Genomic DNA, 24,161 nt, shown 5'->3' with positions numbered 1-24,161 from the left:
GCTACCTCACTGTGGAAGCGTCAGAGGCGCGAGCGTCGCGAACACCGCTTCTTCGGTGCGGACGACCTCGCTGCCCTGCTTCGGAACCGTGTTGAGCCAGCAATCGAACCCCTCGTGGGGTGAGTCGCTCGCCACCGACGCCGTGTCGATGTCGAGCATCGCCGGCAGCCCTCGCTCGGGCGCGCCGAAGGCGACGGTCAGTCCGTCGTCGGCACGTCCGGCCAGCGTTCCGAGTCGCTCCGTCGTCAGCACCTCACCGTGGCGCGACGTTGCGACCCGGAACCCGGCGTCCTCACGGCCGAGCGCTGCCGAGAGGTCCGCGCGCTCGACGGCGAACCCCGGTGGGGATTCGTCCGTGATACGCGCACGAACCGGCTCTCGCGAAGAGATCCTGACGGTCACGCGCTCCCCCTCGTCGACCGCCATCTCCGGCGGTGCGACGAGCGAGATCGGGTGTTGCAGTCCGCAATTGACCCGAACGCGTCCATCAGGGCCGACCTCGGTCACGATTCCCTGTCTTAACGACCCCGAACCGTTCGATTCGGAGCCGGTCCGAGCGGCCGCGCGAAGCGGCGGCAGGACACCCGCGTACTCCAGTTCGTCCCGCGTGCCCCACGCCTCCTTTCGAAGGTAGGGGGCGGTCGCGGCGTACGCCAGTACCGTGGAAACGAACCCGCCACCCCATCGCCGGTCGCCGTCGAGGTCCGGAAAGACCGTTACGCGGTCGACCCGGAAGACGGTGGCCGCACGAGCGACGAGACCGACCTTGTGGGTCGCCTCGCGTTTGTCGGCGGCCTCCCGGCAGAGCGATGACGGCACGAGTACGCTACGTGTCATGCCGACGCTTTCGCGCCGTGCCACTAGACTGTAGCGCTCCTATCGTACTCGGTGGTAAAAGGATAGCGTTTCCATGCACCCGTGTCGACAGTTCACAGGAACGACGGCCGCGACCGCTTCGGAACGTTTTTACACTCGACCCTCCGACCATGGAGTGCAGGGCGCTGGTAGTGTAGTGGTATCACGTGACCTTGCCATGGTCACAACCCGAGTTCAAATCTCGGCCAGCGCACTCCCGTTTCATATTGTCGTTAACACACTAGCAATAACAATTTTGTTTTGGCACCAATTCTGAACGGTCATGGCTGAATGTAAACTCTGTCACAGGGATCGTAAGTTGGTGAACAGCCATGTTATCCCCCGGTTTGTAATCCGATGGATGAAGAAGAGTGGGCCAACACCGTTTCTGAGAAAATTCACAGACCCAAACACAAGAATTCAGGACATGCATGAGAAAATGCTCTGTGGGGGCTGTGAGGAGATCTTCTCCGAGTGGGAGAGCAAATTCGCATCTCATGCGTTCTATCCACACGTCCGCGACCAGTCGAAACGATTTGAGTACGGTGAATGGATGTACCGTTTCATACTATCGATTTCTTGGAGGTTGCTCGTCTCGGAAATGGCAGTGTGGGACGAATCTAACCATCCGAGAATCGACATAGTTGAAAAGAGGGTGGAAACTTGGAGGCAGATTCTACTCGATGAAAAGCCGCTCTCAGAGGATCCATCCACTCATCATATCTTCTTTGCTGAGGAAATAGACGTGGCTATCTCTGATCCCGAGGCCCCTGACAACTATGAGATATACATGCAGAGGAATATTGACGGAACAAGCGTCTTTGGGGACGATAACATTCATGTCTTTTTCAAATTTCCAAAGATAGTGTTTTTCTCGACGATCTCTCCTCCTGACCCAAGTGGACTCACGAATACACAAGTTGCAGAAGAAGGTGTGATCGAGCCGCCTCAAGAAGTGGGTGGGATATGGGGTGATTTCCTCCACAACAGGATTGAGCTCGTCGGGCAAGCATCCATGTCTGAACATGAACGAGAGAAGGTTGAAGAACGAATTTTGAAGGATCCAGAGCAGTTCCTCGAATCGGATTTCATCGATGCTCATCATGCAGAAATGCGCAGGAAATGGGCCGAACACGACTTGCGGGACCATCTTGATGAAAATAAATGCCCGGTCTGCTCCACCAACCATCGAGTAATCGAGAGCCTTCCAAAAGAGCCCCTTACGAAAGGCTACGTTGAGCAACTGGGTCGGGGCTTCCCCTTTGCAGACGCGACGTTCCCCCGAGAGGAAGAAGTGGAAGGCATTCCGACGCATATAACAGATGTCTTAGTAATTTCCACCGAATCTACTACTCAGATCCTACAATTCTACATGGAATACGGATGGATTGTCGGGGAAGAAGTAGAGCACCCTGATAGTGTTGAGCCGGAAGAGATTGGCAGAACTGCCTGGGAACAGTATTCTGAGGACTTCCATAGACAAATGAGGGTACGGTACGGAACAGATAGTTCCTGATTGTCTCCACTCGCTCTGGATGGACGGCTGTACCATCGCCTCGACAACATCCCGCCGTATTCGGCGATCCAACGTACACTGTTCAACACGAAACTCAGGAAGTAGTACCGGAGCAGAACCAGCGTGGAGCGCACAATGAACGACGTGAGTGTCCCGTCTAATTCCGGTTCAAATCTCAGCCAGCGTGTTTCTGATGATACCAATTCATACCACAATATCGAATATAATGGCGAGAAATAAGATTCATGGAACGATTCTTCCTTCTCGGAGTATTTATGGGATTTCATCCACTATACTGTCTATGGACGTTGACGCAGAAGACGGCCGTATCTACCTCCCGAAACATCTCCGGGAGAAGTTCGGCGACCGGTTCGAACTCGTGGACCGTGGCGACCGTCTCGTGCTCGTTCCCGTCGCCGAGGATCCGCTCGCTGCGCTCCGCGAGGAATTTCGGGACGTGGACGAATCGGCCGAGGAACTGAAGCAGGGTGCCCTCGACGAGGCCCTCGACGAGGCCGGCTCGTGATGTACGTCGAGGTCGATTTCCTGCTCGCGCTCATCACGGACGACGACTGGCTCGGCGAGCGCGCCGCGGAACTCTACGACGAGCATCGCGAGGAACTGTGGACATCCCATTACACGCTGGTCGAGCTGCTGTTGGTCGCCTACCGCGAGGACCGAAATACCGAGCGTGTGGTCGCCAACGCGAGTCGGCTCGTCGAGGTCCGTGGCGACGTCGAAACGGTTCTTGCGGCCGCGAGCTACGTCGAAGAACACGGACTCACGCCGCTCGACGCGCTGCATCTCGTGCGCTCGGGCGACGACCCGATCGTTTCGAGCGATTCGTCGTACGATCCGTTCTCCGACCGGGTTTGCCTCGAAGAGTGACGGCGTCCGAGCAGTATCGGACGGCGAGAAACGTCTCGGGGCTGCTATCTCTGAACCGATCGATGGCGCGGTCGTCGCTAGCCTTTTACCTTCACTCTCGCAATCGGGGCCATGCTCACCGTCCGGGCCCCGGCGACGAGCGCCAATCTCGGGAGTGGCTTCGACGTCTTCGGCGTCGCACTCTCACGCCCGGCCGACGTCGTCCGCGTCGCGAAGGCCGACGAAACCACGATCGAGGTCACGGGCACCGGCAGCGAGTACATCCCTGAGGACCCGGAGAAGAACACGGTCGGGGCGGTCGCGGCGGCGCTCGACGCGCCGGCCCGCATTGAGATCGACAAGGGCATCCGACCGGCTTCGGGGCTCGGCTCCTCGGCGGCGAGCGCCGCGGCCGCCGCGGTCGCGCTCGACGAACTGTACGATCGCGGGCACACGCGAGAGGAACTCGTTCCGATCGCCGCCGAGGGCGAAGCGGTCGTCTCGGGAACCGCGCACGCCGACAACGTCGCCCCCTCCATTCTGGGTGGGTTCACCGTCGCCACCGACGAGGGTGTCACGCGTGTCGACACCTCGCTCCCGCTCGTGGTCTGCCTGCCCGAGACCGTCGTCTCGACGCGCGACGCGCGCCGGGTGGTGCCCGAAGAGGTGACGATGGATGAACAGGTCGACACCGTCGGGAAGGCCGCGACCCTCGCGGTCGGGATGTGTCGCGGCGATCCCGCACTCGTCGGGCGTGGGATGGACGATTCGGTCGTGACGCCCGCGCGCGCGGCACTCATCGACGGCTACACGGCGGTGCGCGAGGACGCGTTCGCGGCGGGTGCCACGGGCGTCACGGTGAGTGGGGCCGGCCCGGCGGTGCTCGCGACCTGTCGGGCGAACGATCGGCGGGCGGTCGGTAGCGCGATGCTCGACGCGTTCGCCGACGCCGGCATCGAGGCACGTGTCTATCGCTCGCGGGTCGGTCAGGGTGCGACCATTCACTAGGGACGCGTTCTCGTCACTCCGCTGGCGGCGTCGAGCGCCTCCGTGAGTTGCTGATTCACCCGCTCGGGTTCCGGAACGTTCGAGAGGGTGATGTCCATCGTGTCCGAGCCGGCAGTGTAGATCGTGATGTCGCCATAGGAGAACAGCCGTTCGGTCAGCGACTGGCTGAACGTCGTGTTCTGGACGCGATCGAGACGGATCTGGGCGACGCTCTGGTTGACGATACCGGTCTTGCGATAGATCTCCTCGCTCGTGAGGACGTACTGCGTGCTCACAAGCGAGACGTACGCCCACGCGACGACGGCGATCCCCAGCGGGATGCCCAGCAGGGGGAACCAGCGGATCGACGGGTCGGTGAGAACGGTCGTGAGGGCGATCCCGGCGATCGCGAGCGCGAGGGCGACGACAGCCGACGGGGTGACGAGTCGTAGGCTCGGATGACCCTGCCAGAGGACCTCCTCGCCCTCGGTGAGCGTCACCCAGTCGGGAACGTCGGTCCGTGTCATGCGGGTCGCTACTCCCGGGGCCCGCATATATCTCCGGTGTTACGAGGCGAAGCGTATATACTCATCAGTACTAAACAGTTAGTTAGACATGGCTAACACGGTGACGACTCCACGACTACAGCGGGTGCGGTTCGAAGCGGGCGGATCGACGGTGCGTGATCGGTGGATCGGCGGCGACGGGCGTGACCGAAACGAACACGATCGGGGTGGATACGGTCGCGACGGACACGATCGGACCTCTCACTCCGAGCGGGTGCGTCGGCTGTGAGCGACGTCGTCGACTCGCTGCGGAGCGTCTCGTTTCGCGAACTGCTCACCTATCTCGGGCCGGGGTTTCTGATCAGCGTCGCGTACATGGATCCCGGCAACTGGGCGACGAACATTTCCGGCGGTGCGAAGTACGGGCCGGCGCTGTTGTGGGTCATCGTGCTCGCCAGTCTCATGGCGATGGGCATCCAGATCCTCGCGGCGAAACTCGGTATCGCCACCGGCAAGGGCATTGCACAGCTCTGTCGCGAGCGACTGCCCTCGCGTGTGATCTGGCTGCTCTGGGCCGCCGCCGAGCTGGCGATGATCGCGACGGACATGGCCGAGATCATCGGTGCGGCGATCGGCTTCAGCCTCGTCTTCTCGGTTCCGCTGCCCGCTGGCGCGCTGCTCGCGGGTGCGGCCTCCTTTGCGCTACTCGGCGTGCGGACGGTCCACGACCGCGGCTATCGCTGGGTCGAGTTCGTCATCATGGCTCTCGTGGGAGTCATCGCGCTCGGGTTCGTCTTCGAGATGCTGCTCGCCCGGCCGACGGCCGCCGCAATCGGGCGCGGGCTGGTACCGTCGATTCCCGGGCCGAATGCACTCTACGTCGCCATCGGCATCCTCGGCGCGACGGTGATGCCCCACTCGGTCTATCTCCATCCCTACATCGTCCAGGATCGGCGGACGAAACTGATGGAGACCGAGGGCGACACCGAGGAGGTCCATCAGCGCCACTTCCTGTTCGAGTCGGTCGATACGGTGTTCGCGCTCTCGGGGGCGATGTTCGTCAACGCCGCGATGTTGATCGTCGCGGCCGCGGCCCTGCAGGGCACGGGGATCAGCACGCTCCAGGACGCCTATATCACGCTGCAGAACGTCTTCGGCGCGAGTTCGAGTACGGTCTTCGGCATCGCACTCATCGCTGCCGGACTCTCCTCGTCGCTGGTGGCGACGATGGCCGGACAGACCGTGATGGACGGGTTCCTGGATCTCCAGATCAACGTCTGGCTCCGGCGCTCGGTGACGCTGGTTCCGAGCCTCGCGGTCGTCATCGCCGGCTTCGATCCCACGAGCGTACTCGTCGCCTCACAGGTCGCGCTGAGCTTCGAGCTGCCGTTCGTGTTGATCCCGCTGCTGTGGTTCACGCGCGAGGAGGGGCTGATGCGATCATTCAAGAACCGGACGAGCACGACGACGGTGCTTGGCGTGATCATCGCGCTGATCGTCGTGCTCAACATCTGGCTCATCTACACCGAACTGTTTGGCTGAGGTGGACGGAGCGGATGCGGTTGCGGTGCGGGGCGGTCGCGGTGCGGTTCCTGGCGGATGAAGGGCGAGCCGCGCGAGCGAACGCAGTGAGCGAGTAGCGACTGAAAGGAGCGCGCGGCGAGGGCTTCGGCGGAGGCGGTGCGGTGGCGGCGACGGTATGGTATGGTTGCGGAGTGATCAGTGATCGCACCGCGAGCGACCGGAGAGAGTGAGCGGGCCGACGACTGACCGCAGTTCCCGCGAGCCGAAGGCGAGCGGGAGCACGGAAGAGCGAAGCTCTTCCGGTGGGAAGGAGGAAGGCTTTTGATCCACATTTTGCCAGCGAGCGACCGAAGGGAGCGAGTGCAGCAAAAGGTGGTCCCGTAAATGTTTAGCCCGGTGGCACGCTACCCGCCGCATGGCGGACTGTCCACTCGCCGACGAATGCCCCAGTTTTTCCGAGCGGGTCGCGGGAATGGGATGTCAACACTACGGCAACCGTGGCGGTGCGGAGTGGTGTAACCATTACAGCCAGCCCATCCGCGAACTGAAATCCCAGCCCGTCACCGTCGGCGAGGAACTCGTCGTCACCGTCGAGGACATGCACGAGAGCGGGGCGGGCGTCGGCCGCACCGAGGACGGGTTCATCGTCTTCGTCGACGGCGTCCTCCCCGATGCGCGCTCGCGGGTGAAGATCACGAAGGTGCGCTCGAACCACGCGCGGGCGGACGAACTCGAACGGCTGCCGATGGACGACGAGGACGAGGACGAAGCGGACGAAGACGGGGCAGACGAGGGCGACGGCGAGGACGAAAGCGATGCGGACGACGAGACGGACGGGCGGCCGAAGCGCCGGCAGCGCCTCGGTAGCCGCGAGAACTTCTGGGGCGGGTAGGCCGGACTGGACAGTCCGATGGCCGACGAGGTGGACGACGTTCTTTCACGGATCGGGTTCGATCCGGCGACCAGCGTGCTCACGCGCCGCCAAGCGACAGTGTTGGTGCTGCGCGAGCGCGGGTTGAAACAGCGGACGATCGCCGAGCGCCTCGATACCTCGCGGGCGAACGTCGCCGGTATCGAGGCGAGTGCGCGGGAAAACGTCGCGCGCGCCCGCGAGACCGTGGCGTTCGTCGACGCGCTCGAAGCGCCGGTTCGCGTTCCGGTAGCCGCCGAGACCGACCTCTACGACGTTCCTCAGCAGATCTACGACGCCTGCGACGAGGCCGGCGTGAAGGTGAACTACACCGCGCCGGAGCTGATGAACGCTATCGGCGAGCGGGCCGGCGAGGCGGTGCGCGGTCGCGAGGTCCGGGAGTCGTTGCTGGTTGGCGTCACCCGCGAGGGTGAGGTGCGGGTGCGTCACGACGGGGCGATCCAGGAACAGGAGCTATAGGCTGGGCGTGTGTCGAGCCAGTATGGATCTCGAACTCGACGGCAACGCGGCGCTCGTCACGGCGAGTACGAGCGGGCTCGGACTCGCGAGTGCAAAAGCGCTCGCCGCGGCGGGAGCGAACGTCGCGCTCTGCGGGCGGAGCGCCGACACACTCGACGCAGCGCGCGAAACCGTCGCAGGTGTAGGAACGGGCGACGTGCTCGCGGTCGAGGCGGACATCACCGACGGCGACGACGTCGAACGACTCGTCGACGAGACGGTCGCGGCGTTCGGTGGGCTCGATCACCTCGTCACGTCGGCCGGCGGCCCGCCGAGCGGACCGTTCCTCGACATCGCCGAGGAAGAGTGGTACGCGGCGTACGATCTGCTCGTGATGAGTGTCGTCCGGACATTGACGGCAACCCATCCGCATCTCGAAGCCAGCGACGCCGGCACGTGGGTCGCCATCACTTCGACGAGCGTCGCGGAACCGATCGAAGGGCTCGTCCTGTCGAACGCGGTCCGGCGCGGCGTCACGGGCGTGGTCGATACCGTCGCGCGGGAGTTCGCGCCCGACATCCGTGCGAACGCCGTGCTGCCGGGCAGTCACGAGACGCCGCGCATCGAGGAACTCGTCGAGGCCGGCGTCGAGCGCGGCGAGTACGACAGTTACGAAGAGGGGCTGGCCGACTGGTCCGATGGCATCCCTCTCGAACGGGTCGGTGAGCCGCGCGAACTCGGCGACGCGGTGGCGTTCCTGTCGAGCGCGCGGGCGAGTTTCATCACTGGGGCGGCGCTCCCGGTCGATGGCGGTACGTTGCGAGGCTGATGCGGACGATCCTGTCGTGGAGCGGCGGCAAGGACGCCGCCTACGCACTCGACGAAATGCGACGGGACGAGGACGTCCGCGTCGAGGGACTGTTGACGACGATCGGGGCCGAGACCGGCAGGAGCAGCATGCATGGCGTGCGCCGCGAGCTCTACGAGCGCCAGGCCGCGGCAGTGGGGTTACCGATCGAGTTCGTCGAACTCCCGGCCGATCCGACGAACGAGGCCTACGAGCGGGCGATGGCCGTGGCTATCGAGAACCATGCGAACCGGGGTATCGAGCGCATCGCCTTCGCCGATCTCCTGCTTGACGACATCCGGGCCTACCGCGAGGAGCAGCTCTCGGACACCGATCTCGACGGCTACTGGCCGCTCTGGGGGCGAGACACGGCAGCGCTCGCGGCCGATTTCGCCAATCGATTCGAAGCGACGGTCGTCTCCGTCGATGGCGACCTGTTCGACCGCTCGTTTGCCGGTCGGGCGTTCGATGCGGAGTTCCTCGCGGGTCTCCCCGACGATGTCGATCCCTGTGGCGAGAACGGCGAGTTCCACACGTTCGTCCGGGATGGCCCGATTTTCGACGAGCCGGTGGACGTGACGACCGGTGAGACGGTCACGCGACCGGTCGGCGACGGCGAGTTTCACTACTGTGAACTGCTGGTACCGAACGAACCCGAACCGTGAACGATGGTCGTCGTTTTTGTGGTTGTGGAGTGGTCGGCGCGCGCTCGCGCTCGTGTGCGAACGAAGTGAGCACCGAGCGCGAACACTGTGCGAGGTCTGCACGAGCATGGCGAGTGCAGGCTCGTCAGAACTCCGTTCTGACGGTGGATGACCGAGTGAGTGAAACGAACGAGCGAATCGGTTGGGGAGGGATGTGGGCTGTTGCGGTGTGGTAGCGGGGTAGCTTGTATCCGCGCGAGTGGAACGAGCGCGGTTCACCGCGAACGAGCCGCAGGCGAGTGAGCGGAGGTTTTTAGTCCAGGTTTTTCAAGGAGTGGTGCGCCCGCGCGCACCCGACGTGGTCCGAAAGGCGCTCCGCGCCTTTCGTCATGCCGAGACGGCTTCGCCGTCTCGTAGCACAGAAAAAAGTGGATTACCAGGTTTCGACGGTGCCTTCGCGGACGTCTTCGAGACAGCCTTCACAGTCGGGATGGCCGGCTTCGAAGCAGTCGGGTTCGTAGCCGTCGAGGACGACGGTGCGTTTTTGCGCGTAACGTCGGCAGACGATGCGGGCGTGTTCGTCGTACGGGCCATCGCTGTCGGCGCGGGTCTGGCCATCGCTGTAGGCGCGCTTCGATTCGGCGTACCGTCGGCCCACGGCGCGCGCCGCCGAGTGGAGAAAGCGCGCGATCGAACCGTCGTCGCTCATGCAGGTGGATCGGACGGCGCGCTACAAAGGCCCGTCGCCATCCGGAATCAGTTTCACTCCGCTCGCACAACTTTTTATATCATTGGGCACCAACCGACGACTGTCTCCCATCGAAAACAACGCGGAGACAGGACACCCAATGACGGACGTACAACAGCACGCGACCGAGATACACGACCAGTTTTCCGATACACTAGATATCAGCGTCGAGGAGGTCGAAGAGCGCCTCGAAACGCTGGTCAACGAGTACAGAGTGCCCGCCGAGGAGGCTCGCCGAAGCGTCACGAGCAGCTACCTCGATAAGGCGGACATGGATCGCGAGGAACTCGGCGGCGACAGCGAGGAGCGCACGATCGAGAGCATCGAGCTGCCCGAGCAGTGGGTCGATCTCACCGTCGAGGTGCTCCAGCTCTGGGAGCCGATGAGCGAGTCGGTCGCACAGGTCGGCCTGCTCGGCGACGAGACGGGCACGATCAAGTTCACCGCGTGGGCGACGTCGGATCTCCCCGAACTCGACGAGGGCGGCACCTATCGGCTCGAAAACCTCGTGACCGACGAGTACGAGGGACGGTTCTCGGTCAAGCTCAACCGGACCACGAGCATCGACGAAGTCGACGAGGAGATCGACGTGCCGGAGTCGGGCGGGACGAGCGAGGAGCGCGAAATCACCGAGATAGACACGCCCGAGGAGTGGGTCGATCTGACGGCGAAAGTGAGCCAGCTCTGGGAACCACGGAGCGAGTCGATCGCCCAGGTCGGATTGCTGGGCGATCCCTCGGGAACGATCAAGTTCACCAAATGGGCGACCTCCGACCTCCCCGAACTCGACGAGGGAGGCGTCTACCGGCTCGAAAACCTCGTGACCGACGAGTACGAGGGGCGGTTTTCGGTCAAACTCAATCGCACGACGGGTATCGAGGAGCTCGACGAGGAGCTCGAAGTCGGTGACGACGCGATCGCCGTCGAGGGCGCACTCGTCGACATTCAGCGCGGGAGCGGGCTCATCAAGCGCTGTCCCGAGGACGACTGCACGCGCGTGCTCCAGAACGGGCGCTGTTCGGAGCACGGCGAGGTCGAGGGTGAGTTCGACCTCCGCGTGAAGGCGGTCATCGACGACGGCAACGAGGTCCACGAGACCATCTTTAATCAGGAGGCGACCGAGGAGCTCGCGGGGATCGACCTCGACGAGGCCAAGGAGATGGCGATGGACGCACTCGATACGACCGTCGTCGCCGACGAGATCCGTGACGACGTCCTGGGGAGCTACTACCGCGTCGAGGGGCCGACGCTCGGGCGGTACGTGCTCGCCAACGAGTTCGAGGTACTCGGCGGGCCGGCCGATGCCGAGGAAACGCTGATCAAAGCGAGGTCGCTATGAGTGGCGCACCCACCCGCGAGGTCGCACAACGCGTCTTCGCCCGCGAGTTCAGCGACGGTAGCGACACGTTCAAGGAGAGCGACGAGGAGCGCGCGCCGGTCTACCTCCTCCTGCCGACGGGCGCGCGCGCCAATCGGATCTTCTTCGTCGGCACGCTGACCGAGACCGAGGACGTCGGCTCGGATTCGGAATACTGGCAGGGGCGCGTGGTCGACCCGACCGGGACCTTCTACGTCTACGCCGGCCAGTACCAGCCCGAAGCCGCGAGCGCGCTCCGGGAGATCGAGCCCCCGGAGTACGTCGCGGTGGCGGGCAAACCGCGGACCTACGAGACCGACGACGGTGACACGAACGTCGCCGTCCGGCCGGAGTCGATCACGGTCGTCGACGCCGCCACGCGCGATCGCTGGGTGGTCGAGACCGCCGAGCGCACGATCGAGCGGATCCAGGCCTTCGAGGACGAGACAAACGAGTACGCCCGGATGGCCGAAAATCGGTACGACCTGCCGCTGGAGAACTACCGCCGCGAGGCGGTGTCGGCGCTCGAAAGCCTCGAAGAAGACGACGAGGTCGCCGCCGAGAGCGACTGATCGCCGGCGCTCGTCGTTCGATCGTCTGACGAAGACCTAAGTTCTCGGAGGCGTAATTCGGCGTCGAGATGGGCAACAAGAACAAGACGATCTCCTTTCGCGTCAACGAGGACGCCTTCGAGACGCTGCGCGAGATCGCCGAGGAGCGCGATATCTCGCTGTCGGCGGTCTTTCGGAACTACGTCGAGATGCTGGTTGCCCACGACGGACAGGTCGAGGTCGTCCCCGAGCACGAAGTCGACGACGGCGACGTGGAGACGTCGAGCTTTCCGCCGAAGGTCGAGGTGCCCAAGAGCTACGTTCGCGAGCACGAGCGCCTCGAACTCGAAGCCGACCATCTCCGCGACCAGCTCGACGAACATCGCCGGTACGTCACCCAGTTGAGTCAGCGCCTCGACGAGGAAGAGGACGGCGAGGACGTGATCCAGCTCGAAGAGCTCGATGGCGAGGACGAGGAAGAGCCGTACCGACTCGGTTAGAGCAGATCGCGCTTTCGCTCGCCCACTCGGCGCTCCATCTCCCGGTTTTTCTCGACGCTCGCGAGATCCTCCATCGCGTCGAGCGTGCGCACCGAGTTATCGAGAAAGGAGAGCACGTCGCCCGGATAGGCGGTCACGAGATAGTCGTCGCTCATGATGTCGACGATCGCCTCCGCGCCGAGCCCGCCCGCGCGGAGATCGAGCAGATACTGGACGAACTTGCGTTCGGGGTGGCCACAGTAGGGGTTCGACTCGCAGTCACAGTCGAGGAAGTCCTCGGCGAAGTCGAGCACGCGCTCCTGGGTGGCATCGTCGAGCTTCGCGAGGTTCTCACCGGTGTAAAGCAGGTCGAGGGTCGCACCGCTGAACGCGCTTCGTGGAATACGCGTTTCGAGCTGCGAGCCGATCCGGCGGTGGTTCTTGACGTATATCTTGTCCGTAATGGCCACGCTTGCCGGGAGTTGGGGCGAGAGCGGCAAAAGCCTCGCGGACCGATCGGCGGGAGTCGTAACGTACTTTATTCGCGCCCGAATAGAGGCAACTGCGTGTCCGGGTTGGGGTAATGGTCATCCTTCAGCCTTGTGGAGGCTGAGACGCGGGTTCGATTCTCGCACCCGGACTACTTCAGAATTTTATACTATTCATTGAGTCCTCAATCTCATTTGCTGTGTTCCGGGGCTAACAGCGAAGTGCTATCCGTCCGCTCACCCTCCTTTCGCCAATGGACGTCGCACTACTCACCATCGGCGACGAACTGCTCTCCGGCGATACCGCGAATTCGAACGCAACGTGGCTCGCCGACCGACTCACCGACCGTGGGGCGACCGTCGCGCGGGTACTCGTCATCCCCGACGACCGCTCACTCATCGCCCGCAAGGTCGCGGAGTATTCCGACGCGTTCGACGCGGTCATCGTCACTGGCGGGCTGGGCGGGACGCCCGACGATCGGACGATGGACGCCGTCGCGGACGCTTTCGATCGGTCGCTCGCGGTCGACGAGCGCGCACGCGAGGCGGTCGAACGGCGCGTCGCGGCTCTCCGCGAGAGCTACCAGGATATCGCGATCGACGTCGACGCCGAGGCGTCGGTCCCCGAGGGCAGTCGGGCGCTGTTGAACGAGCCCGGCCTCGCGCCCGGCTGTCTGATCGAGAACGTCTACGTCCTGCCCGGCATTCCCGAGGAGATGAAGGCGATGTACGAGAGCGTCGCGGAGGCGTTCGGAGGCGACGTGCGCTCGCGAATGTTCTACACCGAGACGCCCGAAGCCGACCTGATCCCCGACCTCACCGCCACCGAGGAGCGCTTCGACGTGAGTGTGGGCTGCTATCCCGACCGCTCAGCGGGCCACAACCGACTCAAACTCGTCGGCGAGAGCGACGACGAACTCGACGCGGCGGCCGAGTGGCTGCGTGCGCGCGTCGAGACGATACCGGAACCCGACAGCTAGAACGATTCGTCGGGCGAACGCGGCGACTGGGTGGCGGTGTCAGTCGTCGATTCCATCCCACTCGACTGGAGGATCGTCAGCGCCGTCATCAGGTCCGTCCGGGAGACGAGGCCGATGAACTCGCCGCGGAGGTCGAGCACGGGGAGTCGGCCGACGCCGTTCGACTGCATCGTCGAGAGCGCGTCCATCGCGTCGCTGTCCTCGGGGACGGTGTAGAGATCGCGGCTCATCACCTCGCCGACGCGGTAGGCGTCGCGTTCGACCTCGCGGACGGTCTGTGCATCGGAGAGCGTGACCATCCCGACGAGTTCGCCGTCGTCGAGCACGGGATAGCCCGTGTGGCGCTCGGTGAGCATCCGATCGACGAGATCGGCGACGCTCGTCTCGGGCGTGACGGCGTCGATGTCCGCCGCGGGGGTCATGACCCGCTCGACGACGACACCCTGGAGGGCGGCTTTCGTCACCGCCTGCTGGGCCTCGCCCGCGGCGCTGATGTAGATGAAGAAGGCGATGGCGACGTAGAGGATGGCACCGGCGAACAGGCCGACGAGCGCGAGCAGGAAGGCGAACCCCTTGCCGACCTCGGCGGCGATCTGCGTGGCGCGGGCGTGCGTGCGATTGCGTGCGAGCAGCGCGCGCAGCACGCGCCCACCGTCCATCGGAAAGCCCGGGAGGAGGTTGAACGCTGCAAGTGCGATGTTCAACAGCGCGAGATAGGCGATCACGAAGCGCATACCCGACAGGTCCTCGGGAACGACGAGGAAGGCACCCAGGGAGACGATCCCGAGGGCGACGCTCACCACTGGCCCGGCGACGGCGACGGCGAACTCCTGACGCCAGTCCTCGGGCATCTCGGCCATCTGGGCGATGCCGCCGAGAAACCAGAGCGTGATCGAATCGATGTCGTAGCCGAAGCGCATCGCCACGACCGAGTGGCCGAGCTCGTGGAGGATGACGCCCGCAAAGAGGCCGAGAGCAGCGGCGAGGCCGAGGATATAGGGCATCGTGCCCGCCGACAGCGCCGCGCCCGGCAGCCCCGTCCCGAACGTGGTGTTCATCAACACCACGAGCTGGCCGACCTGCGAGGCGATGAGCCACGCGAGCAGCGGGAGCACGAGCAGAAAGGAGAGTCCGAGCTTGATGGGAATGCCCGCGATAGAACCGACCCGGAAGCTTGGCATGGCTCGACTACGGCGGGTAGTCCCTTAAGCCCATCCCAGCCGGCGGGTTTACCCCGATGGCGGCCCGACGAACGCCATGAGCCGACAGACAGACGCACTGCTGCGTCGGGCCGACGGAATCGAGTACGAGCCGGTCGATGCGGCCGATGGCCTCGAAAAGGGTGTTCTCATCGACGAGGCGCGTGGCGCGCCGAACTTCGCCATCCGGCGATTCACGCTCGCGGCCGGGGGCCGAGTGCCCAAACACACCAACGAGGTCGAACACGAGCAGTACGTTCTCTCGGGCGAATACACGGTCGGCATCGGGGACGAGGAGCACACGGTGAGCGCCGGCGATTCGCTGTTGATCCCTGCCGGCGTCGTCCACTGGTACCGCAACGAGGGCGAGCAGGAGGGCGCGTTCATCTGTGCGGTGCCCAACGGTGACGACGCCATCGAGCTCGAAGAGTAGTGCGAGCGACTGAAATAGCCGGCTCGCGTAGTCACAGCTAGTGTCACAGCAGGTCGCAGTCGGGACGCTGTTCGTCCACGGCGTCGGCGACGACTATCTCGTTGCCGTCTCGAACGACGGCGAGCGCTCGCTATCGGCACGTCTCACGCTCGGGACGACCGACGCCGGACCGCGACCCGCGAAGTTCGCCCGGCGACACGAGTCGGGCGAGGAGCCGCTGGCTCCCGATCGATTCGTCGAACTCGCACGGCGTGCCGATCGCATCCGAATCTCCCAACAGACGGGGCGAGCGCAGCGCGAGCGGATCGAGCGGATGCTCGACGGCTACCAGCTCGACGCCAAGACGGTGCGGACCTGTCGGTACTGCGCGAGCGCCGGGCGCTACTCGCCGGTCACGAGCGAGACGGCGATCGAAGCCGACGGCGAGCAGATCTGTCCGGACTGCGCGCGCCGCGAACTCGACGCCGAACTCGCCCATCACGACGTCTCCAGCACCGCCGCCGACCGGCTCCAGGAACTGCTGCTCGACGTCCAGAATCTCGAACGCGTGAAAAATCTGCTCTCGGGCCAGCTCGACCCCGACCTCACGAAGTTCGACGAGATGAGCGCTACGACCGAGGCCGTGGATCCCGTTCCCGTCGAATCGCTCGGCCTCCATCCCGGCATGCAGAGCCTGCTCGACGATCGCTTCGAGACCCTTCTGCCCGTCCAGAGCCTCGCAGTGCAAAACGGCGCGCTCGACGGTGACGATCAGCTCGTGGTGAGCGCCACCGCCACCGGCAAGACGTTGATCGGCGAGATGGCTGGTCTCGATCGCCTACTCGACGGCGAGGGGAAGATGCTCTTTCTCGTCCCGCTGGTGGCGCTCGCGAACCAGAAATACGAGGACTTCAGGGACGAGTACGGTCATCTCGCGGACGTCACGATCCGGGTCGGTGCGAGCCGCGTCCGGGACGACGGCGAGCGGTTCGACCCCGACGCCGACATCGTGGTCGGCACCTACGAGGGGATCGACCACGCGCTCCGGGTGGGTCAGGATCTCGGCGACATCGGCACCGTCGTCATCGACGAGGTTCACACGCTGGAGGACGACGACCGCGGCCACCGCCTCGACGGTCTCATCGCCCGGTTGAAGGGCTACTGTGAGAACCGCAACGGGAATGCCGGCGGGAACGGAAAGAACGCGGGCACACAGTGGCTCTATCTCTCGGCGACGGTCGGCAATCCCGGTTGGCTGGCCCGAAAGCTCCGGGCGAACCTCGTCGAGTTCGAGGAGCGGCCCGTGCCGATCGAGCGCCACGTCACCTTCGCCGATGGCCAAGAGAAAGCGCGCGTGGCAAACAAACTGGTCCGGCGGGAGTTCGACCGGAAATCCCCGCAGGGCTATCGCGGCCAGACGATCATTTTCACCAACTCGCGACGGCGCTGTCACCAACTCGCGCGGAAGTTGGAGTACGATGCCGCGGCCTACCACGCCGGGCTGGATTACTCGCGGCGCAAATCCGTCGAGCGCCAGTTCGCGAACCAGGACCTCGCCGCAGTGGTGACGACCGCCGCGCTCGCGGCCGGTGTCGACTTCCCGGCCTCGCAGGTGATCTTCGACTCGCTGGCGATGGGCATCGAGTGGCTCACTGTCCAGGAGTTCCACCAGATGCTCGGCCGTGCGGGACGGCCTGACTACCACGATCGCGGCGTCGTCTACGTCCTCGTCGAGCCCGACGGCAGCTACCATTCGAGCATGCCCGGCTCGGAGGACGAGACGGCGTTCCGACTGCTCAAGGGCGAGATGGAGCCCGTGGCGATGCGCTACGACGAAACCAGCGCCGTCGAGGAGGTGTTGGCGAACGTCACCGTGGCGGGCGCGGGTGCGAAGGCGCTGACCGAGCGGATGGTCGGCGACGTGCCGATGAAACACGCGGTCGGCAAACTCCTCGACTACGAGTTCATCGACGGGCTCTCGCCCACCCCGCTGGGCCGAGTAGTGACGCGACACTTCCTCGAACCCGAGGCGGCGTTCACGATGCTCGACGGGATTCGCAGGGGGAAGGACCCCTACGACACAGTGGCCGAGATCGAACTGCGTGACGAGGAGAGCTAGACGAGCGGGGCGACGAGGTCGGGCGTGAACGCGAGCCCGAACACCGACAGCAGGACGACGAGCACCGCGCCCGGCAGCCCGCCGATGGCGACGACCGCGAGCGTGAGCCAGTTGACCTCGACGCCGATGCCCAACCAGCTGGCGGCGAGGAAGACGAGCAGGCCGACGACCGCGTTGACGACGAGCGGCCTGACCGCCCGCAAGATGCGCGCAGCCCCGAACAGCAGGACGAGCGCGACTGCGAGAGCCGCGAGTTCGAGTCCCGTGACCATGCGCGACCCTCGCACGAGCGCGGTATAGGCCTTCCGTACTCCGTCTGTGGATGTGAGGCTTCGGCCGCTCTCCGACGGGAAACGCAAGGGTTTATTCGCCGGCGTCCATTAGTTCGTGTGCGGGACCGTGGGTTAGCCTGGTATACTTCGACCCTTGGGTGGTCGTGACCGCGGTTCAAATCCGCGCGGTCCCACTAACGTTTTTGCTACAGTACGAGCGAAAGCAGGGGGTATGGACTCCCATCGAAAGGGCGATCTCACGGAAGCGCTCGTTATCGCCGAACTGAAAAGACGCGAGATCCCGGTTTCGATCCCATTCGGAGACAACGAGCGGTACGATATCGTCGCCGAGACACCGGCCGGCAGTTTGCTGAAGGTACAGATCAAAACTGGCTGGATGGCCGATGGAACGGTGAATTTTCACGGAAAGTCACAACACACGAATGCAAGCGGAAACGTCTACCAGACGTACGACGGTGACGTCGATTTCTTTCTCGTCTATTGCCACGAGTTGGAGCGGATGTACTGGATTCGAGAGGATGCGTTCGAGACACAGATGTCGCTGCGTGTCGAGGAGCCAAAACAGGTGAAACCGAGCATCAACTGGGCCGGAGAGTACGAGTTCGACGCCAACTGGCCGCCGGGATAGTCCATCCGTACGGTTTCCACTTCTCGCCGAATCGCCACCGGTAGCCAGGCCTCGTTGGCCTCAACGAATAAGTGGCCGGCAGGGGTAGTTCCGCGCAGATAGTGCGACGTTCAATGGCATCGCCGTCTTCACAGCCATCGTCTCGTTCCGCCCCACCCGATTCATGACCGACTCGGAGAGCGATACCGCCGGGGTCCGTCGTCGACACGCGATGAAGGCGCTCGGCGGGCTCGGGACGGCGGGGCTGCTCAGCGGCTGTGGCTCGAACACCGATCTACTCCCGGGCGGCGACGAGGAGCACCCCAATCTCGTGTTCATCCACAGTGACGACCACCGGTACGACTTCATGAGCTTCATGAACGCGCCAGGAACGCCAGAGTTCCTGGAGACACCGAACATGGATCGTATGGCTGCGCAGGGTGCGCATCTGCGGAACGCATCGGTCGGGACGCCGCTGTGTGCGCCCTCGCGCGCGTCCGTCCTCACCGGCCAGTACGCCCACGAGCACGGCATCGTCGACAATCAGCATTCGAAGACCGATCACGTTCGCTTCTTCCACCGATATCTCCAAGACGCGGGCTACGAGACGGCCTACATCGGCAAGTGGCACACCTACCAGCTCGACAGCGCGAAGCCACGCCCCGGGTTCGACCGCTGGGTCAGCTTCGAGGGACAAGGCCGGTATTTCGATCCGATACTGAACGTCGACGGCAACCGCGTCGAGCGCAAGGGGTATATCACCGATATTCTGACCGAGTATGCCCGCGACTGGCTCGACAGCCGTGACGGCGAGAAGCCGTTCTTCCTGTTTCTCTCGCACAAGGCTGCCCACGCGTGGTTTCGGCCCGCACCGCGCCACCGAAGTCGGTACGCGAACGCACCCATCGCGTATCCGAAGACGATGGCCAACACGAAGCAGGCCTACGCCGGCAAGCCCGACTGGGTGCGCCGACAGCGAAACGGCGTCCGTGGCGTGAACTACCTCTTCGGCGGGCGGTTCGGCTTCGACGAACTCTACCGCCGGTACAGCGAGACGCTGCTGGCGCTCGACGACAGCATCGGCACGGTGATGGACGGACTCGACGAATCGGGGATGGCCGACTCGACGCTGCTGCTGTACACGAGCGACAACGGGTACACGCTCGGCGAGCATGGACTGGTCGGCAAACAGACCGCCTACGAGAGTTCGGTCCGCGTGCCGTTGCTCGCGTACGCACCGGGGATGATCGATCCCGGAACGACGGTGAACGCGCAGATATCGAACGTCGATTTCGCACCGACGTTCCTCGACGCGGCCGGGCAGTCGATCCCCGGGCACGTGAGCGGCCGGTCGTTCCTGCCGGCGCTCGTCGGCGACGAACTCTCGGGGCGTCCGGGGCCGTTCTACGAGTCGTACTGGGGCGGCGTTCCGAAGCATCCGACCATGTTCGGGGTGCGCCGCGGCCGGTACAAGTATATCTGGTACTACGGCCCCGTGCAGAACGAACTGTACGATCTCCACGCCGATCCGCTGGAACAGCGAAACCTCATCCACGGGAACGACCACCGCGACCGCCGCGATGCGATGCACGACCGACTGTTCGACTGGATCGAATCCGACGGCGGCACGCCGATCCCGCTCCAGCGCGACCGCCGCAACAGCAACGACCGCAAACGGCCGCCGAACGAACCGAAGACGATCCCCGACGACTTCGGTTCGCAAGGGAACGGCTGATTCCACTTTCACTGCGCGTTGCGAAGGTTCTTGAGCGAAAGCACACTACCCATCGCCAATGGCTCGTGCGGAGAACGCCGATCTGATCGACGATTTCGAGGAGTTCTACCGCAACTACTACCGCAACGAGATCGGGGAGCTCGCCCAGCAGTATCCGAACGAACGGCGGTCGCTGTTCATCGACTGGGGTGACCTCTACCGATTCGATTCGGATCTCGCCGACGACTACCGCTCCCAGCCCGATCAGCTCCAGGAGTACGCAGAGGAGGCGCTACGGCTCTACGATCTCCCCGTCGACGTGGGTCTCGGACGCGCGCACGTCCGCATCCGCGGGCTGGACGAACCGACCGAGATCCGCGAGATCCGAGCGCGCCACCGTGGCCAGCTGCTCGCGGTGCAGGGCATCGTCAGGAAGGCCACGGACGTCAGGCCCAAGATCACCGAAGCAGCCTTCGAGTGTCAGCGCTGTGGGACGCTCACTCGCATCCCACAGACCGGTGGCGACTTCCAGGAACCCCACGAGTGTCAGGGCTGTGAGCGCCAGGGACCGTTCGACATCAACTTCGACCAGTCGGAGTTCGTCGACGCACAGAAACTCAGGGTTCAGGAGAGTCCGGAGGGGCTGCGCGGCGGCGAAACCCCACAGAACATCGACGTCCACATCGAGGACGACATCACCGGCGAGGTGACGGCGGGCGATCACGTCCGCGTCACCGGCGTACTCCATCTCGACCAGCAGGAGTCCGGGAGAGACGCCTCGCCGATGTTCGATCTGTTCATGGACGGCGTGACCGTCGAGATCGAGGACGAGCAGTTCGAGGACATGGACATCTCCGAGGCCGACAAGCGCGCCATCGTCGAACTCTCGGCCGAGGACGACATCTACGAGCAGATGGTCGGCTCGATCGCCCCCTCGATCTACGGCTACGAGGAGGCCAAACTCGCGATGATCCTCCAACTCTTCTCGGGCGTCGCCAAACACCTCCCGGACGGCTCGCGCATCCGTGGCGACCTCCACATGCTCCTCATCGGCGACCCGGGTACTGGCAAGTCCGTAATGCTTCAGTATATCAGAAATATCGCCCCACGGTCAGTTTACACCTCCGGGAAGGGATCGTCGAGCGCGGGACTGACGGCGGCTGCGGTGCGCGACGACTTCGGCGAGGGTCAGCAGTGGACGCTCGAAGCCGGGGCGCTCGTGCTCGCCGATCAGGGGATCGCGGCGGTCGACGAACTTGATAAAATGCGATGCGTGACCGGCGATACGCTCGTCCATCTCGGCGATGGGCGCATCTCGCGTATCCGCGATCTCGCACGCGAAGCCGGCGAGCAGGGGACGATCGAGCATCACTCGAACGGTCGGACGATACGGGACGTGGATCTCGACGCGTGGACGATGACCGATGACGGACAGCTCGTCGATCGTCCGGTGACGGCCATCCACGAGTACGACGCCCCGGACGAACTGACGACGGTCCGCACCGAGTCGGGCGAGGAGCTCACGGCCACGGACGACCACCCGTTCTTCGTGTTCGAGGGCGGCGAGCGTGTCGAGAAGCCGGCGGCCGATCTCGACGCCGGCGATTGGGTGTACGTTCCGCGTCGGCTCCCCCAACCGGCGACCGACGGTGGAGCCGTCGCCGCAACACCCCGATCAGGGAGCGAACGGACGGGGCCGCCGCCGGCTCTCGGTGCGGTGCTTGGCTATCTCTCCGGCGACGGCAACGTCTACTACGACCGCGATGCGGGCGTGTACGGCATCCGTTTCACCAACAGCGAGGCGGAGTTGCTGGCGGATTTCGAACAGGTCTCCCGTGCGGCGTTCGACGCACAGCCGGTGCGTCCGCCGAGCGAGCAGCGTGCCGACGGCGTCGAGACCGTTCGGGTCATCGGTCGCGAGTACGCCGATGCAGTCCTGGATGCCGGGATGAATCTCGAAACCTACGACGAGAAGGCGTTCCCAGAGGGCGTCACGGACGCGCCGCCCGCCACGAAGGCTGCGTTCGTCAGGGCGCTGGCCGACAGCGAGGGTACCGTCGACACGCACACCGGGAACGTGAGGATCGCCTCGTCGAGCTACGAGCTGCTGCTGGGGGTCAAGAGCCTGCTGCTGGAGTTCTCGGTGACGAGCCAAATCCATACGCGTCAGCGCGATTCCGGGCGGGATCTGTACGTGCTCGCCATCACGGCCGCGAATTCGATCGATGCGTTCGCCCGGCACGTCGGGTTCACGCTCGATCGCAAGCAGTCCGCACTGGAATCGGTTCGTGCAGCGGCGTCGGGCGATCGGACCATCATCGACGTGCTACCGGACTGTGGTGACGTGCTCGCCGACCTTCGGGACTCGCTTCGACTTCACCAGTCGGAATGTGGACTGGTCGACGCTACCTACTGCAGCTTCGAAAACGGCGACGCAAATATCTCGCTCCGGTTGGCTCGCACCGTCCTCGACTCGTTCGAAGAGCGCAAATCCGCTGCTGACGCCACCGTCGAACGGCTGACCAGTGACCGTGATTGGGAAACCCTTGCCGCGATCACGGAGCGCTATCACGTCTCCCAGGCCGAACTCGCGGCGGGCACCGCGTACACCCAACAGGAAATCTCCCGCGAGTGGGGCGATAGTGACCGGCTTCGAACCGTCGTGGCTGATCGACTGTCCGACCGCGTCGCGACGGTCGCCGACACCGATCTGGAACCGTTCCGATCGCTGGTTCGCGGCGACGTGCAGTGGCGGCGCGTCGCCGCAGTCGAAACCACGGCTGCCGACACCAAAACGGACAGGACGAGGCTTTTGCGCGGCGACCTCGCCGATCTGCTCGGCTGTTCGATCACGGACAGCGTCGAGACGGCCCACGAGCTGTTGGCGACCGAGCCATCCGGGGGTACGTGGGACGCCCTCCGGAACGCACTCGATCGCCACGGGATTTCGTTCGCCGATCTCGCCGACGATCTCGATGTCGACGCCTCGACCGTCTCGCGCTGGTTCAATGGGGTCGTCGAGACGGATCGGTTTTCGGCTGTCGAAACGGCCGCGTTCGACCGAATTCGGGCCGTTCGCAGTGAAGCCGAGCGCTTGCTGGACGCGATCGAGACGAGCGGCGAACCCAAGGTGTATGACCTCACAGTCGACGGAACCCACAACTTCGTGGCCAACGGCATGGTGGTGCACAACTCCGAGGACCGCTCGGCGATGCACGAGGCGCTCGAACAGCAGACCATCTCGGTCTCGAAGGCCGGGATCAACGCCACGCTCAAATCGAGATGTTCGCTGTTGGGTGCGGCGAACCCGAAATACGGTCGGTTCGATCAGTACGAATCCATCGGCGAGCAGATCGATCTGGAGCCGGCGCTCATCTCGCGGTTCGATCTCATCTTCACCGTCACCGACGATCCGGACCCCGAGCACGACAAGGATCTCGCCGAGCACATCCTGCGGACGAACTACGCGGGCGAACTCAACACCCAGCGGACCGAACAGACCACGGCGAACGTCAGCCAGTCGGAGGTCGACGCCGTCACCGACACCGTGGCCCCGGCGATCGAACCCGACCTCCTCCGGAAGTATATCGCCTACGCACAGCGCAACTGCTATCCGACGATGACCGAGGAGGCCAAAGAGGCGATCAGCGACTTCTACGTCGATCTCCGAGCGGAGGGCTCCGACGACGACGCGCCCGTCCCGGTGACCGCGCGGAAACTGGAGGCACTCGTCAGGCTGGGCGAGGCCTCCGCGCGCGTCCGGCTCGCCGACACGGTCGAACTGGAGGACGCCGAGCGCGTCATCGAGATCGTCCGTTCGTGTCTCAAGGACATCGGCGTCGATCCCGAGACCGGCGAGTTCGACGCCGACATCGTCGAGACGGGCACCTCGAAGAGCCAGCGTGACCGGATCAAGAACATGAAAGCGCTGATCACCGACATCGAGGACGAGTACGATGCCGGCGCGCCGATCGAGGAGGTGCTCGATCGCGCCGAGGAGACCGGGATGGAGCGCTCGAAGGCCGAGCACGAACTCGAAAAGCTCAGACGGCAGGGCGAGGTGTACGAGCCACAGACCGACCACCTGCGGACCACCTAA

The 24,161-nt window shown here is 64.3% G+C and carries 24 protein-coding genes, 3 tRNA genes and 1 pseudogene; 22 read left to right on the top strand and 6 right to left on the bottom strand.

The genetic code is table 11. From position 1 onward, the window contains the following. Positions 1-6: 6 nt before the first annotated feature. Positions 7-837 (bottom strand): putative RNA uridine N3 methyltransferase, encoded by an 831-nt coding sequence (locus NO363_RS12250; RefSeq protein WP_256685453.1) that lies wholly within the window; start codon positions 835-837, stop codon positions 7-9. Between the two features lie 161 nt (positions 838-998). Here NO363_RS12250 and NO363_RS12245 point away from each other — a divergent pair. From NO363_RS12245 to NO363_RS12225, 5 genes are all read left to right on the top strand, one after another. Beyond that, positions 999-1,069: transfer RNA gene (locus NO363_RS12245), tRNA-Gly, on the top strand. A gap of 69 nt (positions 1,070-1,138) precedes the next feature. Further along, entirely contained in the window at positions 1,139-2,371 is a 1,233-nt protein-coding gene (locus tag NO363_RS12240) for a DUF7964 domain-containing protein (RefSeq protein WP_256685451.1), read from the top strand. A 301-nt stretch (positions 2,372-2,672) separates the two neighbouring features. Next, positions 2,673-2,897 carry an AbrB/MazE/SpoVT family DNA-binding domain-containing protein gene (locus NO363_RS12235; protein WP_256685449.1) on the top strand — a complete coding sequence of 75 codons (225 nt, stop codon included), beginning with the start codon at positions 2,673-2,675 and terminating at the stop codon, positions 2,895-2,897. Further along, positions 2,897-3,259: a type II toxin-antitoxin system VapC family toxin gene (locus NO363_RS12230; RefSeq protein WP_256685447.1), complete on the top strand. Its 363-nt coding sequence runs from the start codon at positions 2,897-2,899 to the stop codon at positions 3,257-3,259. Before NO363_RS12235 ends, NO363_RS12230 begins: the two co-directional genes overlap by 1 nt. Positions 3,260-3,370: 111 nt before the next feature. Beyond that, positions 3,371-4,246, top strand: a complete 876-nt coding sequence (locus NO363_RS12225) for a homoserine kinase (RefSeq protein ID WP_256685445.1) — start codon at positions 3,371-3,373, stop codon at positions 4,244-4,246. On the opposite strand, the gene NO363_RS12220 is transcribed toward NO363_RS12225, so the two are convergent. Next, positions 4,243-4,752, bottom strand: coding sequence for a PH domain-containing protein (locus tag NO363_RS12220; protein WP_256685443.1), 510 nt, complete (start codon positions 4,750-4,752; stop codon positions 4,243-4,245). The genes NO363_RS12225 and NO363_RS12220 overlap by 4 nt on opposite strands. A 264-nt stretch (positions 4,753-5,016) precedes the next feature. Here NO363_RS12220 and NO363_RS12215 point away from each other — a divergent pair, with 264 nt between their 5' ends. The 5 genes from NO363_RS12215 (at position 5,017) to NO363_RS12195 (ending at position 9,136) form a co-directional block, all read left to right on the top strand. Continuing rightward, entirely contained in the window at positions 5,017-6,273 is a 1,257-nt protein-coding gene (locus NO363_RS12215) for an Nramp family divalent metal transporter (protein WP_256685441.1), read from the top strand. A 397-nt stretch (positions 6,274-6,670) separates the two neighbouring features. Next, a complete protein-coding gene (locus NO363_RS12210) occupies positions 6,671-7,147 on the top strand; it encodes a TRAM domain-containing protein (protein ID WP_256685439.1) in 477 nt (158 codons plus the stop codon). An 18-nt stretch (positions 7,148-7,165) separates the two neighbouring features. Further along, positions 7,166-7,645, top strand: coding sequence for a Tfx family DNA-binding protein (locus NO363_RS12205; protein ID WP_256685437.1), 480 nt, complete (start codon positions 7,166-7,168; stop codon positions 7,643-7,645). Between the two features lie 22 nt (positions 7,646-7,667). Then, on the top strand, positions 7,668-8,453 hold the full coding sequence (locus NO363_RS12200) for an SDR family oxidoreductase (RefSeq protein ID WP_256685435.1): 786 nt from the start codon (positions 7,668-7,670) through the stop codon (positions 8,451-8,453). After that, entirely contained in the window at positions 8,453-9,136 is a 684-nt protein-coding gene (locus tag NO363_RS12195; protein ID WP_256685434.1) for a Dph6-related ATP pyrophosphatase, read from the top strand. Before NO363_RS12200 ends, NO363_RS12195 begins: the two co-directional genes overlap by 1 nt. Positions 9,137-9,548: 412 nt before the next feature. Here NO363_RS12195 and NO363_RS12190 read toward each other — a convergent pair whose 3' ends face one another. Beyond that, complete coding sequence (locus NO363_RS12190; protein WP_256685433.1) at positions 9,549-9,824, bottom strand: DUF7091 family protein; 276 nt, start codon at positions 9,822-9,824, stop codon at positions 9,549-9,551. Positions 9,825-9,963: 139 nt separating this feature from the next. Here NO363_RS12190 and NO363_RS14165 point away from each other — a divergent pair. The 4 genes and pseudogenes from NO363_RS14165 to NO363_RS12175 all read left to right on the top strand — a co-directional run. Then, positions 9,964-10,146 (top strand): annotated as a pseudogene (locus tag NO363_RS14165) (replication protein A); the annotation flags it as partial. A 150-nt stretch (positions 10,147-10,296) separates the two neighbouring features. Continuing rightward, entirely contained in the window at positions 10,297-11,202 is a 906-nt protein-coding gene (locus NO363_RS12185; protein ID WP_370525595.1) for a replication protein A, read from the top strand. Beyond that, on the top strand, positions 11,199-11,792 hold the full coding sequence (locus NO363_RS12180) for an RPA family protein (protein WP_256685432.1): 594 nt from the start codon (positions 11,199-11,201) through the stop codon (positions 11,790-11,792). The genes NO363_RS12185 and NO363_RS12180 overlap by 4 nt, the downstream gene beginning before the upstream one ends. A 68-nt stretch (positions 11,793-11,860) precedes the next feature. Continuing rightward, positions 11,861-12,271, top strand: a complete 411-nt coding sequence (locus NO363_RS12175) for a DUF8146 domain-containing protein (RefSeq protein ID WP_256685430.1) — start codon at positions 11,861-11,863, stop codon at positions 12,269-12,271. Here NO363_RS12175 and NO363_RS12170 read toward each other — a convergent pair. After that, positions 12,268-12,720 (bottom strand): DUF5814 domain-containing protein, encoded by a 453-nt coding sequence (locus NO363_RS12170; protein WP_256685429.1) that lies wholly within the window; start codon positions 12,718-12,720, stop codon positions 12,268-12,270. The genes NO363_RS12175 and NO363_RS12170 overlap by 4 nt on opposite strands. Positions 12,721-12,819: 99 nt before the next feature. On the opposite strand from NO363_RS12170, the gene NO363_RS12165 reads away from it, so the two are divergent. Next, positions 12,820-12,891: transfer RNA gene (locus NO363_RS12165), tRNA-His, on the top strand. A gap of 101 nt (positions 12,892-12,992) precedes the next feature. Beyond that, on the top strand, positions 12,993-13,718 hold the full coding sequence (locus NO363_RS12160; RefSeq protein WP_256685428.1) for a competence/damage-inducible protein A: 726 nt from the start codon (positions 12,993-12,995) through the stop codon (positions 13,716-13,718). On the opposite strand, the gene NO363_RS12155 is transcribed toward NO363_RS12160, so the two are convergent. Next, on the bottom strand, positions 13,715-14,899 hold the full coding sequence (locus NO363_RS12155) for a CBS domain-containing protein (protein ID WP_256685426.1): 1,185 nt from the start codon (positions 14,897-14,899) through the stop codon (positions 13,715-13,717). The two genes, NO363_RS12160 and NO363_RS12155, sit on opposite strands and share 4 nt — an antisense overlap. A 76-nt stretch (positions 14,900-14,975) precedes the next feature. Here NO363_RS12155 and NO363_RS12150 point away from each other — a divergent pair, with 76 nt between their 5' ends. Both NO363_RS12150 and NO363_RS12145 read left to right on the top strand, forming a co-directional pair. Next, the gene (locus NO363_RS12150; protein WP_256685425.1) at positions 14,976-15,350 is read left to right on the top strand and encodes a cupin domain-containing protein; all 375 of its coding nucleotides are present in this window, start codon (positions 14,976-14,978) and stop codon (positions 15,348-15,350) included. 40 nt (positions 15,351-15,390) lie between these two features. Then, positions 15,391-17,448 carry a DEAD/DEAH box helicase gene (locus NO363_RS12145; protein WP_256685424.1) on the top strand — a complete coding sequence of 686 codons (2,058 nt, stop codon included), beginning with the start codon at positions 15,391-15,393 and terminating at the stop codon, positions 17,446-17,448. Here the strand turns inward: NO363_RS12145 and NO363_RS12140 are convergent. Continuing rightward, positions 17,445-17,720, bottom strand: a complete 276-nt coding sequence (locus NO363_RS12140) for a pro-sigmaK processing inhibitor BofA family protein (protein WP_256685423.1) — start codon at positions 17,718-17,720, stop codon at positions 17,445-17,447. The genes NO363_RS12145 and NO363_RS12140 overlap by 4 nt on opposite strands. 121 nt (positions 17,721-17,841) lie before the next feature. Between NO363_RS12140 and NO363_RS12135 the strand changes: the two genes are divergently transcribed. From NO363_RS12135 to NO363_RS12120, 4 genes are all read left to right on the top strand, one after another. After that, positions 17,842-17,914, top strand: a tRNA-Pro gene (locus tag NO363_RS12135). A gap of 38 nt (positions 17,915-17,952) precedes the next feature. Continuing rightward, positions 17,953-18,369: a group I intron-associated PD-(D/E)XK endonuclease gene (locus NO363_RS12130; protein ID WP_256685422.1), complete on the top strand. Its 417-nt coding sequence runs from the start codon at positions 17,953-17,955 to the stop codon at positions 18,367-18,369. A 163-nt stretch (positions 18,370-18,532) separates the two neighbouring features. Beyond that, positions 18,533-20,083, top strand: a complete 1,551-nt coding sequence (locus NO363_RS12125; protein WP_256685421.1) for a sulfatase family protein — start codon at positions 18,533-18,535, stop codon at positions 20,081-20,083. 58 nt (positions 20,084-20,141) lie between these two features. Then, positions 20,142-24,161: an LAGLIDADG family homing endonuclease gene (locus tag NO363_RS12120; RefSeq protein ID WP_256685420.1), complete on the top strand. Its 4,020-nt coding sequence runs from the start codon at positions 20,142-20,144 to the stop codon at positions 24,159-24,161.

This window comes from Halococcus qingdaonensis, from assembly GCF_024508235.1.
GTDB lineage: Archaea > Halobacteriota > Halobacteria > Halobacteriales > Halococcaceae > Halococcus > Halococcus qingdaonensis.
This window is presented reverse-complemented; position numbering and strand designations above follow the sequence as displayed.